Annotated in this window: 20 protein-coding genes and 1 tRNA gene; 13 read left to right on the forward strand and 8 right to left on the reverse strand. The window is 64.9% G+C overall.

From position 1 onward, the window contains the following. Positions 1–124 precede the first annotated feature (124 nt). On the forward strand, positions 125–2266 hold the full coding sequence (locus tag ACW17Z_RS00670; RefSeq protein WP_492057221.1) for a sodium-translocating pyrophosphatase: 2142 nt from the start codon (positions 125–127) through the stop codon (positions 2264–2266). 81 nt (positions 2267–2347) lie between these two features. Here ACW17Z_RS00670 and ACW17Z_RS00675 read toward each other — a convergent pair whose 3' ends face one another. From ACW17Z_RS00675 to ACW17Z_RS00685, 3 genes are all read right to left on the reverse strand, one after another. Then, positions 2348–2713: a hypothetical protein gene (locus ACW17Z_RS00675; protein ID WP_492057222.1), complete on the reverse strand. Its 366-nt coding sequence runs from the start codon at positions 2711–2713 to the stop codon at positions 2348–2350. A gap of 244 nt (positions 2714–2957) precedes the next feature. Next, entirely contained in the window at positions 2958–3494 is a 537-nt protein-coding gene (locus ACW17Z_RS00680) for a response regulator (RefSeq protein WP_419321373.1), read from the reverse strand. A gap of 261 nt (positions 3495–3755) precedes the next feature. Then, positions 3756–4244, reverse strand: a complete 489-nt coding sequence (locus ACW17Z_RS00685; protein ID WP_419316766.1) for an outer membrane protein assembly factor BamE — start codon at positions 4242–4244, stop codon at positions 3756–3758. A gap of 121 nt (positions 4245–4365) precedes the next feature. Between ACW17Z_RS00685 and ACW17Z_RS00690 the strand changes: the two genes are divergently transcribed. The 7 genes from ACW17Z_RS00690 to ACW17Z_RS00720 all read left to right on the forward strand — a co-directional run bounded on the left by ACW17Z_RS00690 (position 4366) and on the right by ACW17Z_RS00720 (position 8641). After that, complete coding sequence (locus tag ACW17Z_RS00690; protein ID WP_419316767.1) at positions 4366–4896, forward strand: ubiquinol-cytochrome C chaperone family protein; 531 nt, start codon at positions 4366–4368, stop codon at positions 4894–4896. Further along, complete coding sequence (locus tag ACW17Z_RS00695) at positions 4881–5420, forward strand: YceD family protein (protein ID WP_419316768.1); 540 nt, start codon at positions 4881–4883, stop codon at positions 5418–5420. Before ACW17Z_RS00690 ends, ACW17Z_RS00695 begins: the two co-directional genes overlap by 16 nt. A gap of 65 nt (positions 5421–5485) precedes the next feature. Further along, entirely contained in the window at positions 5486–6571 is a 1086-nt protein-coding gene (gene plsX / locus ACW17Z_RS00700) for a phosphate acyltransferase PlsX (RefSeq protein WP_419316769.1), read from the forward strand. After that, complete coding sequence (locus ACW17Z_RS00705; protein WP_492057223.1) at positions 6568–7545, forward strand: beta-ketoacyl-ACP synthase III; 978 nt, start codon at positions 6568–6570, stop codon at positions 7543–7545. Before plsX ends, ACW17Z_RS00705 begins: the two co-directional genes overlap by 4 nt. 198 nt (positions 7546–7743) lie before the next feature. Next, positions 7744–8046 (forward strand): integration host factor subunit alpha, encoded by a 303-nt coding sequence (locus tag ACW17Z_RS00710; protein ID WP_062146827.1) that lies wholly within the window; start codon positions 7744–7746, stop codon positions 8044–8046. A gap of 11 nt (positions 8047–8057) precedes the next feature. Continuing rightward, a complete protein-coding gene (locus tag ACW17Z_RS00715) occupies positions 8058–8492 on the forward strand; it encodes a MerR family transcriptional regulator (RefSeq protein WP_492057224.1) in 435 nt (144 codons plus the stop codon). A gap of 72 nt (positions 8493–8564) precedes the next feature. Continuing rightward, positions 8565–8641, forward strand: a tRNA-Pro gene (locus ACW17Z_RS00720). Positions 8642–8712: 71 nt separating this feature from the next. Here the strand turns inward: ACW17Z_RS00720 and ACW17Z_RS00725 are convergent. Together ACW17Z_RS00725 and ACW17Z_RS00730 are read right to left on the reverse strand one after the other, a co-directional pair. Then, positions 8713–8913 (reverse strand): DUF2842 domain-containing protein, encoded by a 201-nt coding sequence (locus ACW17Z_RS00725; protein WP_492057225.1) that lies wholly within the window; start codon positions 8911–8913, stop codon positions 8713–8715. A gap of 41 nt (positions 8914–8954) precedes the next feature. After that, positions 8955–9209 (reverse strand): GlsB/YeaQ/YmgE family stress response membrane protein, encoded by a 255-nt coding sequence (locus ACW17Z_RS00730; protein WP_492057226.1) that lies wholly within the window; start codon positions 9207–9209, stop codon positions 8955–8957. A gap of 147 nt (positions 9210–9356) precedes the next feature. On the opposite strand from ACW17Z_RS00730, the gene ACW17Z_RS00735 reads away from it, so the two are divergent. Continuing rightward, on the forward strand, positions 9357–10388 hold the full coding sequence (locus tag ACW17Z_RS00735) for a COX15/CtaA family protein (RefSeq protein ID WP_492058571.1): 1032 nt from the start codon (positions 9357–9359) through the stop codon (positions 10386–10388). On the opposite strand, the gene ACW17Z_RS00740 is transcribed toward ACW17Z_RS00735, so the two are convergent. After that, positions 10385–11788 carry an alkaline phosphatase PhoX gene (locus ACW17Z_RS00740; protein WP_492057227.1) on the reverse strand — a complete coding sequence of 468 codons (1404 nt, stop codon included), beginning with the start codon at positions 11786–11788 and terminating at the stop codon, positions 10385–10387. The two genes, ACW17Z_RS00735 and ACW17Z_RS00740, sit on opposite strands and share 4 nt — an antisense overlap. 234 nt (positions 11789–12022) lie before the next feature. On the opposite strand from ACW17Z_RS00740, the gene rplM reads away from it, so the two are divergent. The 3 genes from rplM to argC all read left to right on the forward strand — a co-directional run bounded on the left by rplM (position 12023) and on the right by argC (position 14067). After that, positions 12023–12496: a 50S ribosomal protein L13 gene (rplM, locus tag ACW17Z_RS00745; RefSeq protein WP_035047832.1), complete on the forward strand. Its 474-nt coding sequence runs from the start codon at positions 12023–12025 to the stop codon at positions 12494–12496. Positions 12497–12499: 3 nt separating this feature from the next. Then, a complete protein-coding gene (rpsI, locus tag ACW17Z_RS00750; RefSeq protein ID WP_419316776.1) occupies positions 12500–12973 on the forward strand; it encodes a 30S ribosomal protein S9 in 474 nt (157 codons plus the stop codon). 146 nt (positions 12974–13119) lie between these two features. Next, the gene (gene argC / locus ACW17Z_RS00755; protein WP_492057228.1) at positions 13120–14067 is read left to right on the forward strand and encodes an N-acetyl-gamma-glutamyl-phosphate reductase; all 948 of its coding nucleotides are present in this window, start codon (positions 13120–13122) and stop codon (positions 14065–14067) included. A gap of 51 nt (positions 14068–14118) precedes the next feature. Here argC and ACW17Z_RS00760 read toward each other — a convergent pair whose 3' ends face one another. Both ACW17Z_RS00760 and ACW17Z_RS00765 read right to left on the reverse strand, forming a co-directional pair. Then, entirely contained in the window at positions 14119–14733 is a 615-nt protein-coding gene (locus ACW17Z_RS00760; protein WP_492057229.1) for a DUF1287 domain-containing protein, read from the reverse strand. 68 nt (positions 14734–14801) lie between these two features. Further along, positions 14802–16607: a class I poly(R)-hydroxyalkanoic acid synthase gene (locus ACW17Z_RS00765; RefSeq protein ID WP_492057230.1), complete on the reverse strand. Its 1806-nt coding sequence runs from the start codon at positions 16605–16607 to the stop codon at positions 14802–14804. Positions 16608–16891: 284 nt separating this feature from the next. Between ACW17Z_RS00765 and ACW17Z_RS00770 the strand changes: the two genes are divergently transcribed. Beyond that, positions 16892–17335, forward strand: a complete 444-nt coding sequence (locus tag ACW17Z_RS00770) for a hypothetical protein (RefSeq protein WP_492057231.1) — start codon at positions 16892–16894, stop codon at positions 17333–17335. The last annotated feature ends 30 nt before the right edge of the window (positions 17336–17365 follow it).

Below are 17365 nucleotides of genomic sequence, written 5' to 3' on the forward strand. Positions count from 1 at the left end.
ATCGAGGGGGCACGAGGCCATAAGGCCCACCCGTCTATCCGAACGACCCCTTGATCATGATCAGGGCGTCCAAACCGGATCGGCGTACCCCTCGTGATTGGAAGCGCGAAGGGACACTTTACGGATGAGTTCTTGGCTTATACTGGCCATAGCGGCCGGGCTGCTGGCGGTGCTGTATGGCGCTGTTCAGACGGCCAGCTTGATGCGGGCCTCGGCCGGCAATGCAAAGATGCAGGAGATCGCCGCAGCGATCCAGGAAGGCGCTCAGGCCTATCTGAAACGCCAGTACACCACTATCGCCATGGTCGGCGTGGTGGTCATCGCCCTGCTGGCCTTCTTCTTTAAGTCCTGGGAGCAGCCCGTCGGCTTCGCCCTGGGCGCTATCCTGTCGGGCGCCGCCGGCTTCGCCGGTATGCTGATCTCGGTCCGCGCCAATGTGCGCACCGCCCAGGCCGCGTCCGAGAGCCTAGCCAAGGGCCTGTCGATGGCCTTCACCTCTGGCGCCGTCACCGGCATGCTGGTGGCCGGTTTCGCCCTGATCGGCGTGGCGGGCTACTTCGCGCTGCTGACCGGGCCCGGTGGCTACGTCGGCACTGACCGGGTCGTGGTTGATTCTCTTGTCTCGCTGGGCTTTGGCGCCAGCCTGATCTCGATCTTCGCCCGACTGGGCGGCGGCATCTTCACCAAGGGCGCCGACGTGGGCGGCGATCTGGTGGGCAAGGTTGAGGCTGGCATCCCGGAAGATGACCCCCGCAACGCCGCAACCATCGCCGACAACGTCGGCGACAATGTCGGCGACTGCGCCGGCATGGCCGCCGACCTGTTCGAAACCTATGCCGTGACCACGGTCGCCACCATGGTCCTGGCGGCGATCTTCTTCCGGGGCACGGAAGCCGTGACCGCCATGATGCTGCTGCCGCTGGCCATTTGCGCGGTGTGCATCGTCACCTCGATCATCGGTGTGTTCTTCGTCCGGCTGGGCAAGAGCCAGAACATCATGGGCGCCCTCTACAAGGGGCTGATCGTTACGGGCCTGCTGTCGATCCCGGCCGTCTGGTACGTGATCCACCAGCTGGTGCCTGCGGCTGTCACCGTCGGCGAGCAGACCTTTGACGCCAACGCCCTGTTCTATTGCGGCCTAGCCGGTCTGGGCGTCACCGCCCTGATCGTGATGATCACCGAATACTATACCGGCACCAATTTCCGCCCGGTGAAGTCGGTGGCTCAGGCCTCGGTCTCGGGTCACGGCACCAATGTGATCCAGGGTCTGGCCATGTCGCTGGAATCCACTGCCCTGCCGGCCCTGACCATCATCGTCGGCATTATCGTGACCTATAATCTGGCGGGCCTGTTCGGCATCGCCATCGCCACGACCACCATGCTGTCGCTCGCGGGCTTCATCGTCGCCCTGGACGCCTTTGGTCCGGTCACCGACAACGCCGGCGGCATCGCCGAAATGGCCGGCCTGCCCAAGGAAGTCCGTGTCACCACCGACGCTCTTGACGCCGTGGGCAACACCACCAAGGCCGTCACCAAGGGCTACGCCATCGGTTCGGCGGGTCTGGGCGCCCTGGTTCTGTTTGCCGCCTATACCGAAGACCTGAAGTTCTTCTCGGCCAACGCCGCGCCGGGCAGCTTCTTCGAGGGCATGGGTCCGGTGACCTTCGATCTGTCCAACCCCTATGTCGTGGTCGGCCTGCTGTTTGGGGGGCTTCTGCCCTTCCTGTTCGGCGGCATGTCGATGACGGCCGTGGGCCGGGCCGCCGAGGCCGTCGTGGCCGAGGTGCGTCGCCAGTTCCGCGAAAATCCCGGCATCATGACCTATGAGGTCAAGCCCGAATACGGCAAGGCGGTCGACATTCTGACCAAGGCCGCGATCCGCGAAATGATCGTGCCCAGCCTGCTGCCGGTGGTTTCGCCGGTGGTGCTGTTCTTCGTGATCCAGGCCATCGCCGGCAAGGTCGACGCTTTCGCGTCGCTCGGCGCCATGCTGATGGGCGTGATTGTCACCGGTCTGTTCGTCGCCATCTCAATGACCAGCGGCGGCGGCGCCTGGGACAACGCCAAGAAGGTGATCGAGGAAGGCTTCACTGACAAGGACGGCGTCCTGCACACCAAGGGTTCGGAGGCTCACAAGGCCGCCGTCACCGGCGACACCGTCGGCGACCCCTACAAGGACACCTCGGGTCCTGCCGTGAACCCGATGATCAAGATCACCAACATCGTGGCCCTGCTGCTGCTGGCGGTCCTGGCCCACGGCGCCTGATCCAAAGACATACCTTAGACAAGACGACGCCCCGGAGAGTGATCTCCGGGGCGTTTTCTGTTTGTCGTCGGCCGGGCAGGCTTAGCCGCGGCGGCCGTCATGATGACCATCACGGCCGTGACGGTCACGATCCTGGTGGTCGTGCTTCTGGACATAGATGCGCTGGCTCAGACGGTCGAAGCGCATGTCGAGGTCGCGGCGTTCCTGCATCGACAGGCCGCCGCCGCTGCGACGGTACTGGACCTCCAGGCGACCCAGGCTTCGGTACTCGCCGCGCAGACGCTGGGCTTCCGAGCGGGTGATCTCGCCGCTACGGACGCCTTGGTCGATGCGGCGATCCAGATTGGCCTGGCGCTGGTTGACCGACTGCCAAGGCGCGGCCTGGGCGGCCAGTGGAGCCGCAGAGACGATGGCCAAGGCTGAGAGGGAAAGCAGGAGGCGTTTCATGGCGAGAACCTTTCGAAACGGGCGATCGCCGGGGAGTGCGATCTGATGCAGCCATAAAGCCACCCTCCGTCTGAACGTTCCCCGAGCCGCTCGTTATGTGGAGTTCATCCGCCGCGATCCATCCGCATCACGCTGATCGCAGCAGGGCAAATGTCGCCATGACGGAATCAGTGTGTTTGCTCGAGGCCTTTTCGTGGAGCTCTGTTTCGGCAATGGACCGGAACGCACTTCGCCGAACGGCGCCCTAGTAGACGTCCTCGGGATCGAAGTCAGCCTCTTCGCCGGCCTCGCGAGCCGCAGCGCGCCGTTCCTGGCCAGCGAACTCGTGGTCGATCCGGCGACGGCGGCAGGGGCCGAAATAGGCGCCCACGCGAACGAAGGGACGGGGGTTGTTGATCACCTCGTTGAGGCGGTGCATCACCCCGCGCGCATTCAGCGGCTTGGCGAGGAATTCGGTGACCCCGGCCATGCGCGCCTCGTCAAGGCTGCGCTTGGTGGCGTGGCCTGTGATCATCACGATTGGGATATAGGGGGACGGGCTGGCGGGGGATGTCCGGATCCACCTGATGAAAGCCAGGCCATCGACCGGCTGCATCATCAAGTCCGTGAAAATGATATCGACGTCCCGGGCGGTCAGAATGCGCAGCGCCTGAAGGCCATCCTCGGCTTCGTGAATAGCGCGGATGCCAAAGGACTTCAGGATTGCGCCCATGATTTTGCGCATGTTTGAGTTGTCGTCGACAACGAGTACGGACAACGAACTGAGGTCCATCCCGTTCACTCAACCATCTCCAATCACCCAGCAATGTGAATGCCGTAGGACCCTGATGTCCCTAACGATGACGGTGCGCCTGCTCTGGTTTATGAAGTGTTTCTTGGCGAAATTCGAGTTTCTGAAACCGTCATGACCGAGTTTTGACTTCAAATCCCCTCATAGAGACCTGTCGTTAGGGTGGATTGATATTTTGGACTGTCGCGACGCGCGAAAAAGGCCGCGCTCTGCAAGGGCGCGGCCTTCTGAATCTCGGCGGTGCTGTGAAGCTTAGCGGCGGTCGCCGGGGCGGCTGCCGGGAACATTCTGATCGTCCTGGGGCAGCATGCCGCCACGACCGACGTTTCCGAGCAACTGCTCAAGAATGGTCATTTCGCGACCGCGGGTCGGGGTCTCTCGGCCGTTATAGGCGATGACCTTGCCGTCCTTCAGCGTGAAGGTGTTCACCGACGCGACCTTTTCGTCGGCCGGGTTGAACTTGATGGCGATGACGTCGCGCTTGATCACGCGCGGCATGTAAAAGGCCACCCGGTCCGTCGTCTGGGACACGTAGTACCAGGTGTTCGGGTCGAAGGTTGAAATGGTCGAGGGCGAGCCCAGCTTCTCCATCAAGGTGGACTTGCTGTCTTCGCCGACCTTCATGTCGGCGGGGCGGGCCTCGATGGCCTGGAAGCCGGAATAGCTCGTCAGCGGTGTGCAGCCGGCCATAACGGCGGACAGGCCGAGGGCGGCGGCGACAAAAACGGCGGGACGAAACATGTAGGCTCCGGAACCGGAAAAATGCTGGACTTTGACCTATCGCCCGCAGGGGCTTAGTTCAATGGCCCGCGTGGACCGGTAGCTCATCTAGTTCCGGGTCGCGGCGAAATAGAGGCGTTGAATGATTCTGGATCGACTGCTGAAACCCAGGCCCGCCAAGGCCGCCGGGGCCAAGCTGTATGCATCGGCCGTCGCGCAGGCGCGCTCAGCGCCTCTGTACGCGACGATGGGCGTTCGCGACTCGCTGGAAGGCCGGTTCGAACTGTTCACGCTGCACGTCGTGCTTTTGCTCGAACGTTTGAAGGCGCAGGGTGACCTGGCCGCTGAAACCTCCCAGGCCGTGTTCGACGCCTATGTGCGCGGTCTGGACGATGCTTTCCGTGAGATCGGCGTCTCGGACAACGCCGTCGGCAAGAAAATGAAGAAGCTGGCCGGCGCCTTCTATGGTCGCTTGAAGGCGTTCGACGAAGCCGCCGCCTCGCTGCCGGATCGCACCGCTCTGGGCGAGATGATCGGCCGCACGGTTCTGGAAGAGCGCGGCGAGGGCGACGCCGAAGCGCTGACGACCTATGTGGTCGCCGCGCGCCAAGGCTTGGCTGCCCAGTCGCTGGACGCTCTGCTGCAAGGAGAGGCGCAATGGCCGAACCCGTAAATACACCCTGGCCCTGCGAGGTTCCGCTGGCCCGCGTCGATCGCGGCGACATCAGCCTGCGCTTTGAGCCCGACGCCGATCAGCGCAAGGCTATCGCCAAGCAACTGGGCCTGGTCCGCTTGGAGGCGTTCTCGTCCGAGGTCTATTTGACCTCCTGGATGGATGGCGCCGAGGTTTCCGGGCGCCTGAGCGCCAGGGTGATCCAGGTGTGCAGTGTGACGGCCGACGACTTTGAGGAAGCCATCGAGGCGCGGTTCACGGTCCACGTCATCCCCGCTGACAGCGAGCATGCACCGGCCGAAGAAGGCGGCGAGCTCGGGCTGGACCCCGAGGCCGATGACCCGCCGGATGTGCTGGAAGGCGATGTGATCGACGTCTCCGGCTATGTGCTGGAGCATCTGGCGCTTGAGCTGGATCCCTTCCCCCGCAAGCCGGGCGCGGTGTTCGAGAATCCGCTCCCGACGGCGGAAATCTCGCCCTTCGCCGCGCTCAAGGCGCTCAAACCCCAGGGCGATTCGGACTAAACGGATCCGACTCGCCCCGCTTGCGTGATACTCATGCGGGCGTCCCAGGAGCTAAAAGCGCCAACGTGTCCAACACCATAGTCATTTCGATCGACGCCATGGGCGGCGATCACGGTCCGTCCGTCGTGGTTCCGGGGGTCGCCAAGGCGGCTCAGGCGCTGCCCGGCGTACGATTCCTGCTGCATGGCGACGAAGCCAGGCTGAACGCCGAACTGGCCAGGTCGCCGGCCGCCAGGGCCGTCAGCGAGGTCCGTCACACCGACAAGTTCATCGCCATGGACGAAAAACCCGCCCAGGCCATGCGCCGGGGCAAGGGCTCGAGCCTGTGGAACGCCGTCGAGTCGCTGCGCGCCGGCGAGGCCCAGGCCTGCGTCTCGGCCGGCAACACCGGCGCCCTGATGGCGATCTCCAAGCTGATCCTGCGCATGGGCGCCGGGCTGGAGCGCCCGGCCATCGTCGCCAGCTGGCCGACCATGAAGGGCATTACCGCAGTTCTGGACGTCGGGGCCAATGTCGAGAGCGACGCCGCCCAACTGGTCGAGTTCGCGATCATGGGCGCGGCCTTCCATCATGCGGTGCACGGCTCCAAGCGACCCACGGTGGGTCTGCTCAATGTCGGGTCCGAGGATCAGAAGGGCCATGACGAGGTGCGCGAGGCGCACGCCATCCTGCGCGAAACCAAGCTGGACTTTGACTACCATGGCTTCGTCGAGGGCACCGATATCGCCTACGGTACGGTCGATGTGGTCGTCACCGACGGCTTTACCGGCAATGTGGCTCTGAAGACCGCCGAGGGGCTGGCGCGTTTCTTCTCCGGTGAGATCAAGTCGACCCTAACCTCGGGTCCTCTGGCCATGCTGGGCGCGGTGATCGCCTCGGGCGCACTGAAGAAGATGCGCGCGCGACTGGATCCGGGCCGGGTCAATGGCGGGCCGCTGCTGGGCCTGAACGGCATCGTGGTCAAGAGCCACGGCGGGGCCGACGCCAACGGCTTCTTCTCGGCGATCCGCGTAGCCACCGATCTGGCGCGTAGCGACTTCACCGCCGAGATCGACCGAAATCTGAAGCGCCTGACCGCGTCGTCGGCCCCAGGCAGCGTCGAGGGCGAGGCCTGTCCCGTCGACGCCAAGCGTGATGGAGTAAGCGAGTGAGCGTTGTCCGTAGCGCGGTCACCGGGATCGGCGCCTATCTGCCGCCCAAGATCGTCACCAATGATGACCTGTCCAAGTTCGTCGACACCAACGATGAGTGGATCGTCGAACGCACGGGTATCCGCCAGCGTCACCAGGCGGCAGATGATCAGGCTGTGTCAGACCTCGCGCTCGAGGCCGCCAAGTCGGCGCTGGAGGCAGCCGGCAAGACCGCTGCCGATGTCGATCTGATCATCGTCGCCACCACGACGCCCGACCTGACCTTTCCGGCCACAGCCACCATCGTGCAGCGCAAGCTGGGCGCGCCGGTCGGCATCGCCTTCGACATCCAGGCCGTCTGCTCGGGCTTCGTCTATGCGCTGAGCGTCGCCGACGGCTTCGTGGCCCGTGGTCACGCCAAATGCGCGCTGGTCATCGGCGCGGAGACCATGACCCGTCTTATGGACTGGTCCGACCGTGGCACCTGCGTGCTGTTTGGCGACGGCGCCGGCGCCGTGGTGCTGGAGCCGCGCGAAGGGCAGGGGACCACGGCCGATCAAGGCCTGCTGAGCTTTGCCCTGCGCGCCGACGGCACCAAGCAGGACCTGCTGTTCGTCGATGGCGGCCCTTCGACCACCGGCACGGTCGGCAAGCTGCGGATGCTGGGCAACCAGGTCTTCAAGCACGCCGTGATCAATATATCCGAGGCCATCCGTGCGGCCGCCAGTTCGGCCGGCGTCGAGATCGCCGATGTCGATTGGTTCATCCCGCATCAGGCCAACCAACGCATTCTGCAGGGCGTGGCCCACCGGGTGGGACTGGACGAGGACAAGGTCATCTCCACCGTGGCCATACACGCCAACACCTCGGCGGCTTCGATCCCCCTGGCCTTCGCTCATGGCGTCGCCGACGGCCGCATCAAGCCGGGGCAACTGCTGTTGCTGGAAGCGATGGGCGGCGGTCTGACCTGGGGCGCCTGTCTTCTGCGACTCTGACGAGCGTCGGCGCCCCGCTTGCGGGCGAGTGTGAAGTCTCGGCCTTGAGGCTTTGACTTCATGCGATAATCACGGCATGCAGGCGTGGCTAAACGTCAGCGTTCGCTGAGTGAAGTCGGCGACCTTCGTTTGAGTGGACCAAGTGTTTTCAATCTGGCGCAGTCCTTCAGGGACCCGCCAAAGCGCGTAGGGGGCGTCATGAAGGGCGCGACATTGACCCGGGCCGACCTCTGCGAGGCTGTCCATGAAGAGGTCGGTCTGACCCGGCAGGATTGCGCCGGTCTGGTCGAGCGCACGCTTGACCTGGTGGCCGAGGCGCTTGAGGGCGGCGAAACCGTCAAGCTGTCGGGTTTCGGCGTCTTCCAGGTTCGCGACAAGCGGGCGCGCATGGGTCGCAACCCCAAGACCGGCGAACCGGCCGAGATCGAGCCCCGACGGGTGATCGGTTTCCGCGCCTCGCAGGTCATGAAGGCGCGCATCGACCGCGCCCTCGGCGGCTAGGCACACACGCGGTGGCGAAGGGACCCAACGCCTTCCGCACGATCTCCGAAGCCGCTGAAGAGCTGGGCGTGCCGCAGCATGTCTTGCGGTTCTGGGAAACCAAGTTCTCTTTCATTCGGCCCATGAAGCGGGCGGGCGGACGGCGATTCTATCGTCCGCAGGATATTGCCGTCCTTAACGGTGTGCGCGTGCTGCTGCACGGCGAAGGCCTGACCATCAAGGGCGTACAGAAGCTGCATCGTGATCAGGGCCTGTCCCATGTGATCGCCGCAGGCCTGGGCTCCAACGGTTCGGCCATGCTGGACGCTGACGCTGACGCTGCTCGCCTCAACGATCCCATGCACGGCTTCGAGCTGGCCGATGAGGCCCGCGATCGGCTGGCCTTTGCGCTCGGTGATCTCGAGGTCGTCAAGGCGCATCTGGACGGCCTTTTGAAGCGTCCTTGAGGCCCCTTGAAATTCACCCGGAATACCGGTTGCAGAGCCCCGGACCGGCGCCTATAAGAGCGCCTCTTCCGTCGGAGCGTGGCGCAGCCTGGTAGCGCACTTGACTGGGGGTCAAGGGGTCGCAGGTTCAAATCCTGTCGCTCCGACCATTTCCGCAAGGGAATAAACGGAAGAACGGAAAGGCCGCCCTACGGGGCGGCCTTTTTCGATTTCGGCGGGCTCAGCGAATGACCGGCTTGTCCGCCTTGCCCATCCACGACATCAGCGGCATCAGCGGCAGGCCCCACACCAGGCCCACGACAGCGAAATACGCCAGGTGCACCGCGCGGTTGTCGGGCAGGTAGTCATACAAGGTGGCGGCGATGGCCACGTAGGCGACCAGAAAGGCCATGATGCCCAGGCCGCCGATCAGTTTCCGCACCCTGGCTGGAATAAGGGGGCGGGGAGAAAGAGGGCGAGCACTCACGCGGATCTCCGGAAGACAAGGCCAAGTACGGCCAGAAACATCGTGGCGCCGACACTGGCGACGATCAGGCCACCCCAGAAGCCGTTGAAGGGCAGGGCTAGGCGCTGAGCGATGAACACGCCGATAAAGGCGCCGATCACGCCGATCAGCAACTTGAAGAACAGCGAGTGGCGCCGTCCCAGCACGAGGTCGGCGAACCAGCCAGCGAAGATGCCGATCAACGCCGTGGCGAATACTCCAACACCGCTCATCAGACCCTCCACGCGAGACCGGTCGTCCGCGTCGCCATCCTCGCACGAAAGTTCCTTAAGCGTCATCGGTCATGGACGGCTGAGCGCGACGGGAGTAGGTGACGGCTGGTCGCATTTCGGCCCAGAATAGTCGCTTTGTCCGGTACCATGACGTCATTCCTGCGTTCCGACCGTTCCCGCCCCGTCGCCATCTGGCTGTTTGTCGTGGCGGCCCTCGTCTTCTGCATGGTCGTGGTCGGCGGGGCCACGCGCCTTACTGATTCGGGCCTGTCGATCACCCAGTGGAAACCGATCCTGGGCGCGCTGCCGCCGATGTCGGACGCCGCCTGGCAGGCCAATTTCGCGCTCTACAAGGAAATTCCCCAGTACAAGCTGGTCAATGCCGGCATGACGCTGGAGGCCTACAAGACCATCTTTTGGTGGGAGTGGGGGCATCGGTTCCTGGGCCGGCTGGTCGGCGCGGCCTTCGCCATCCCGTTCGCCTTCTTCCTGATCCGCAGGATGATCCCACGCCGCCTGATCTGGCGCTGCGCGGTGATGCTGCTCTTGGGCGGGCTTCAGGGTCTGGTCGGCTGGTGGATGGTGTCGAGCGGCCTGTCCGAACGGGTTTCGGTCGCGCCGGAACGGCTGATGACGCATCTGGGCCTGGCCCTGGCGCTGTTCGTCATGCTGAACTGGACGGCGCTGGACGCCTGGGCCGGCTCACCGCGGGTCGAGGGGCGTTCCGCCTGGCGCGGCTGGGCCCTGGCCCTGCTGGGTGCCATCTTCTTTCAGAGCCTGCTGGGCGCCCTGGTGGCCGGCAATGATGCGGGTCTGGTCTATAACGACTGGCCGCTGATGAACGGGTCGTTTCTGCCCGACCAGTATGTAGGCAAGGGTTTCTGGGGCACGCTGGCCCACAGCCAGGGGGCGGTGCAGCTCCACCACCGGCTGGTCGCCTACGCCCTGTTCGCGGCGGGCATCGCGGTGGGTGTCATGGCCTATCGCGCCCGTCACCTGCCGGCTCAGGCCAAGGCGGCGGGCCTCGCGGTCGCCGTTGTCGTCACGATGCAGGCCGGCCTGGGCGTGTGGACCCTTATGGCCCACGTGCCGCTGTCCCTGGGCGTGCTGCACCAGGCCGGCGCAGCGGTGTTGCTGGCCGTCGCCACCGCCTTTGCCTGGCGCGTACGGCGGCCCTAGGCCTTCAGGGTGGCCCAGGGGCCGGTGATGGCCAGGGTGATGCCCGGCCACTGCACGTTGACGAACAGGGTCTGGCCGTCGGGCGAGAAGCAGGCGCCGGCGAACTCCGCATTACCCCGGAACGCGTTGCGAGCCAGGGTGTAGACCTTGCCGGCCGGGGTTATGCCCTTGATGTGATTGGGCTTCACTTCCGAATAGCGGTCTTCACAGACCAGGATGTGGCCGAGCGGCGAGATCGTGATGTTGTCGGCGTAGTCGAGCACGCTCTCGTTCTTGCTCTCGACGAACAGTTGCAGGCGACCAGGCTGATCGGCCTCGCCGGCCTGGCCTTCATGGGCGCTGGGCACATAGCGGAAGATCTGGCCCGCGCCGGCCGCGCCGCCCGAGGTGGCGGTGAAATAGAGTTCGCCCTGACCCCACCAAAGGCCTTCGCCCCGCGCGAAGAAGGCCGCGCCCTTGGCGTGACCGCGCAGGCGAAGATCGTCATAGGGGTTGTCGACGCCGTCGATATCAATCCAGCGCGCGTCCTTCCATGCGCCCTGTTTGATATTGTCTTCGCCCTCCTGATTGCGGGTGTCAGCGTCTTCCGTCACGCCGACGAAGCCCAGCACCTGCAACCGTCCGCCGGCGGCGAGGTTGCGACGGTCATTGGGCAGGAAGCGATAGAACAGGCCGTCCGGCAGATCCTCGGTCATGTAGACGACGCCGGTGCGCGGATCGATGCAGGCAGCCTCGTGCTTGAAGCGGCCCATGGCCTTCAGCGGGTTGGGATCGACCAGGCCCTTGGCCGCGTGCGGCACTTCAAAGACATAGCCATGATCCTTGCCGATCTCGAGGCCGGCGGTGAGGGTGGTTTCCTCGCAGGTCAGCCATGACCCCCAGGGCGTGACGCCGCCGGCGCAATTGACGGCGGTGCCGGCCAGGCTGAGGTGCTGGCTGACGGTCTGGCCGCTCTTGAGGTCGTAGATCATCGTGGTCGTGCCGCCAGGCAGCGGCAAACCCGTGTCGCCGAAGTCGTAGGCCCGATCCTTGGGCAGGCGGTCGGCCAGACGGCCGCCCAGGCCAAAGGCGCCGTAGTCGAAGGCGCGCGGACCCAGTTCATGGTTGCGGACCAGGGCGACCTTGCCGTCGCCAACGTCGAAACAGCCCATGCCGTCAAAGGCGCCCGGCACAAGGAACCCGTCGGCCATGGTTTCGCCGGCCTGGCTGATCACGCGATAGGAGAAGCCCGAAGGCAGTTCCAGCATGCCCTTGGGGTCTGGCAAAAGCGGCCCATAGCCCTCGACCTCATTGATATAGGCATAGCTGGGCGTTTCACCGTCCTGGGCCCGTGCGCTGAAGCCGGTGAAGGCCAGGCTGGTGGCGGCCGAGGCGATAAAGGCGCGACGCGAGAAGGTCATGGCAGGGGCTCCGGGCTATGCCCGCCCTATGCCCGTCTTGCATGACGCTGCGATGACGCCTTGCGATGGGGTATTATGATACCGCATCACGCAAACCCTTGTGCTGTAAGGGTTTGTCGAGTTTCTTGCGTTCGCATTGTTGACAGGCCGCAAACCCTCCTGTACCTGCCGCCCCTCACGCAGACGGAGCCGTTTCCTTTGGCTTCTGACGCACAAGGAATACGGATCAATCCCATGCAAAAGACCACGGCTTCTTTGAAGCCTGCCGAGGTCGAGAAGAAGTGGATCGTGGTCGACGCCCAGGACGCCGTTGTCGGTCGTCTGGCGACGTTCATCGCCATGCGTCTTCGCGGCAAGCATCGTCCCGACTACACCCCCAACGTTGACTGCGGCGACTTCGTCGTCGTGATCAACGCCGACAAGGTGAAGTTCACCGGCAAGAAGATGGACGACAAGATCTACTATCGTCACACCGGTCACCCGGGCGGCGTCAAGTCGACCACCCCGCGCAAGCTGCTGGAAGGCCGCTTCCCGGAACGCGTCCTCGAAAAGGCCGTCGAGCGCATGCTGCCCAAGGAAAGCCCCTTGGCCCGCAAGCAGCTGACGCACCTGCTCATCTACAACAACGGTGAGCACCCGCACCAAGCGCAGAGCCCGGAAGCGATCGATTTCGCTGCGCGCAACGCCAAAAACACCCGGAGCGCCTAAGTCATGTCCGAAGCTCAAGGCTTTGACGCGCTGGCCAGCCTGTCCAGCAACCCCGAAGCGGCCGCTCCGGCCGTCCAGAAGATTGACGCCCAGGGCCGCGCCTATGCGACCGGCAAGCGCAAGAACGCGATCGCTCGCGTCTGGATCAAGCCCGGCAAGGGCACCATCACCATCAACGGCCGCGACCAAGAAGTTTACTTCGCCCGTCCGGTTCTGCGCATGATGATCGCTCAGCCCCTGCAGGTCACCGACCGCCTGGGCCAGTTCGACGTCGTCGTCACCGTTGAAGGCTCGGGCCTCTCGGGCCAAGCCGGCGCCGTGCGCCACGGCCTGTCCAAGGCCCTGACCTACTATGAACCCGCGCTGCGTCCCGTCCTGAAGCCGCACGGCTTCCTGACGCGCGACAGCCGCGTGGTCGAGCGCAAGAAGTACGGCAAGGCCAAGGCCCGTCGTAGCTTCCAGTTCTCGAAGCGCTAAACGCGGTTCACTGCGTTTGGAAAAGGGCGCTTCGGGAAACCGGAGCGCCCTTTTTCTTTGTCGCTTAGCGTGACAGCCGAAAGTGGATGCCGTTTTCGGCGCCCGTCACGCGTCAAAGCTTTTGTCTAGATTGATTGGAAGTCAGCATGACGCCCAAGGTCTTCATCGATGGCGAAGCCGGCACTACGGGTCTGCAGATCCGCGAGCGCCTGGTCGGCCGCACCGATCTCCAGCTGATCTCTATCAATCCCGACAAGCGCAAGGACCCGACCGCGCGGGCGGAGATGCTGAACAGCGCCGACGCCGTGATCCTGTGCCTGCCAGATGAGGCTTCCAAGGAGGCGGTCGCCCTGATCGAAAATCCGTCGGTGAAGGTGATCGACGCCTCGACGGCCTATCGCACGGCGGGGGACTGGGCCTACGGCTTCGCGGAACTCGACCGCGAGCAGCGCGGCAAGATTGCCGCCGCCAAGCGGATTTCCAACCCCGGCTGCTACGCCACCGGCGCCATTGCCCTGACCCGGCCGCTGGTCTCGGCCGGCATCCTGCCCGCAGACCTGCCGATCTCGTTCAATGCGGTGTCGGGCTATACCGGCGGCGGCAAGGCGATGATCGCCGAGTTCGAGGATGAAGCCGCGCCGAACTACACCAAGGTCCCGTACCGGATCTACGCCATGGGCCTGTCGCACAAGCATGTGCCCGAGATCCAGAAGCACGGCGGCCTGCTGACCCGGCCGATCTTCACCCCCGCGGTGGGCCGATACGCCCAGGGCATGCTGGTGGAATTGCCGCTGCATCTGGCGACGCTGGAAGACGGCCGCTGCCTGCACGACATCCACGCCGCCTTCGCCGCCCACTACCGGGGCGAGCAGTTTGTCCAGGTCGCGTCTTTGGACGAGGCCAAGGTGATGGCCACCCTGGATCCGGAAGGCCTGAACGGCACCAATCGCCTGAAGATCTTCGTGTTCGGTTCCGATACCAGCGGTCAGGCTCGTCTGGTGGCCCTGCTCGACAACCTGGGCAAGGGCGCGTCCGGCGCAGCGGTGCAGAATCTCAACCTGGCGCTGGGCCTGGAGGAGGCGGCGGGTCTTTGATCCATCGCGCCGGCGACGCCAGCATTTCCTGATCAGGGCTGACGTTTAGGGTCAGCCTCGCCAGCGATAGTGCGCCACGGCCGCGTGGAGCTTGAACATCCACAGCGGCTCCTCCTTGGTCCCGACGCCGATATTGTGCACCACACGCGCGCTGTCGGGGCCGCGCGCCACGATGCCGAGGTGAGGGCGCTCGCCCCATACCCGCCAGGTGAGGATGTCGCCGGGGCGAGGTTCGTCGAAGCTATCGCCCGCCGCTCGTCGCGTTGTTCGGCTCAGCAGGGCGCCCTGGCGCTGCAGATAGGTTTCCAGGTTCAGCACCCGACGGTGATCGATATTGGAATCCGGCCTCTTGAGGCCCCAGGTTCTGCGCGAGGGGTAGGCGTCGAAGTTTCGGGCCATGTCCTCGTGGACCCGCTGCTGCAGGTCGATCTGCCAAGCGTCGCGGGCGGCGCGGACCAGCACGTCGGCGCAGACGCCGGTGGTGCGCAGCACGTCGCCTAGCGGATAGGCGATAGCCCGATAGCTGGCGTCATAGGCCTTGGTCACTCCGATCTGCTCGCGCGCCGCCATGGCCAGATCCCTGCCGTCGCGCGTCGCCGCGGTCGCGCCAAACGCCGGCGCGGCGAGAATCACTCCCAGGGTCGTTCGGCGGCTGATCGTGGACATGGCGGGAAGCTCCACCACGATCCGGGCAAGTTTTGGGCGAACGCCGTCCGGCAATATATGATCAACGATCAGGCGTCGGATCGCACGCGCACATAGCTGCCAGGGGCGTCCTCGATCGGCTTGAGCTTGCCCTTGGCCGGGTCGCGGGCCGGGACCAGCGGGCCGGACTTGGCGCGCAGCCACTCAGCCCAGTGCGGCCACCACGAGCCCGGATGCTCCTGAGCGCCCGAGATCCAGCCCTCGACCGAGCCGGGCAGGGTGTCATTGGTCCAGTGCTGGTACTTCTTGGCGTCGGGGTGATTGATCACGCCGGCAATGTGGCCTGAGCCGGCCATGGTGAAGGTCACCGGTCCGCCAAAAGCCCGCGCGCCACGATAGACGCTGCGATAGGGCGCGATGTGGTCATCCTTGGACGACTGGACATAGATCGGGATCCCGACCTTGGACAGGTCCAGCTTCTCGCCGCCCAAGGTCAGGGCGCCGGTGGTCAGGGCGTTGTCCTTGTAGAAGTTGCGCAGATAGAACATGTGCAGCGACTTGGGCATGCGGGTCTGGTCGGCGTTCCAGAACAGCAGGTCGAAGGGGCGGGGCTCCTTGCCCATCAGATAGTTGCTGATGAAGAACGACCAGATGAGGTCGTTGCCGCGCAGGGCGTTGAAGGTGTCGGCCATCGACTGGCTGGGCAGGAAGCCGCCCGTCGCGTCCATCTGCTGCTCGATCGACTGCAGCCATTCCTCGTTGGTGAACAGCAGCAGGTCGCCAGCCTCAGCGAAGTCCTGCTGGGCCGCAAAGAACGTCGCCGAATTGATCCGCTTGTCGCCCCTGGCGGCCATGTGGGCCAGGGCGCAGGACAGCAGGGTGCCGCCGATGCAATAGCCGACGGTGTTGACCCTATCGACTCCGGTCTGGGTCATCACCTGCTGGGTGGCGTCATAGATGCCCTCCAGCATGTAGTCCTCGAAGGTCTTGGCGGCGAGCTTGGCGTCGGGATTGACCCACGAGGTGACGAACACCGTGAAGCCCTGACCGGTCAGCCAGCGGATCATCGAATTCTCGACCCGCAGGTCCATGATGTAGAACTTGTTGATCCACGGCGGGAAAATCAGCAGGGGGATCTCGTGTACCTGCTCCGTGGTCGGATCGAACTGCAGCAGTTGCAGGATGTCGTTCTGGTAGACCACCTTGCCAGGGGCGGTGGCGACGTTCTCGCCGACCTTGAATTTCTCCAGGTCGGTCTGGCTGATGGCCAGCTGGCCGCCGCCGCGATCGAGGTCGGCGGCGAAATTCTCCATGCCTCGCACCAGGCTCTCGCCATTGGTCTGCATCACCTCGCGCAGGGCGGCGGGGTTGGAGATCAGGAAGTTCGACGGTGAGAAGGCGTCGGTCAGCATCTTGGTGAAGAATTCAACCCGACGCTTCGAAGCCGGATCGACCCCCTCGACCCCGGACACCAGGCCGTTCAGCCAGTTCGAGGTCAGCAGGTACGACTGCTTCATCATGTCGAACATGGGGTTGGACGCCCAGTCGGGATCGTTGAACCGCTTGTCGCCGCTGGCGGGGGTCACGACGGGCTTGATGTCTTCGCCAGCGGCGCGACGGGCGGCCGACTGCCACAGATCCATGTAGCGGCCAAAAAGATCGGCCTGGGCACGCAGCATGCGGTCGGGCTGTGCGGCCAGGCGGGACATCACCTCGTTCATGGCCGGGGCGACGTGGAACGGGTCGGCGTTCAGCGCGGCTGGACGATCGGCCTGGCGCAGGGCTGCTTCGGCAATGGCGCCCTGGGCGGTCACCGCGGCGCGGGCCAGATTGGCCGACAGTGTCTCCAGCATCTGACGCTGATCGGGCGACATCATCGCATCCAAGCTGGGCATCGATGGCGGGATTGGAGAAGCCGCGTTGGCTCGGGTCGATTCGTCTTGAGGCCTGGGCGCGTCCTGATGCGGGGGGCGTTCGGGCGGCGGGACTGAAGGCTTGGCGACAGTCTTGGGCTTGGCAGAGGCCGTTTTCGCCTTGGAAGCAGCGGCCTTGCGCGGCTTTGGGGGTGTTTTCGCCGTAACCATGCTGGTTCTTCCCGCTTCTTTTCTACCGTCTCGTCAGCTTGCCGACGCGCGCGGCCTTTTGTTCGTCGCGATCATCGCATAAGACCGGAGACAAGATGAACGGCGCAACAGGCAAAATCGCACGGCTCGGCGTGCTAATCGGTCTCACGGCTCTGACCGTGTCGGGCTGCGCCTCGCCGTTCAAGGCGGCCCAGGTCGATCCGTCTTCGCCGATCGCCGAGGCGACCCTCGCCGCCGCGCGCCACAAGGGCCGTCGTCCCTCTTTCGCCGATATTCCCGCCGTCCCCACCGATGTGCGCGGACCGGCCCGGATCAAGGCTGTGGTGGAGGCCGAACAGCGCGCCGCCGCCAAGCTGCGTCGTGACGCAGCGCCGGAAACCTTCCAGTTGACCGACACCGAGGGCTACGCCGCCCGCGCGCGCGCGGCCGCCAAGGCGCCCGACTTTGGCGCGCCCACCGACGCCGATCGCGCCGAGACCGAAGCCTTCGCAGCGGCGGCGCGTGGCCGAGCTAGCGCGCCTTCGCCGCAGCCCAAATAGGCCGGCGAAGGCATAATCTTCCTTGAACTG

Source organism: Caulobacter sp. GSs2, assembly GCF_058680895.1.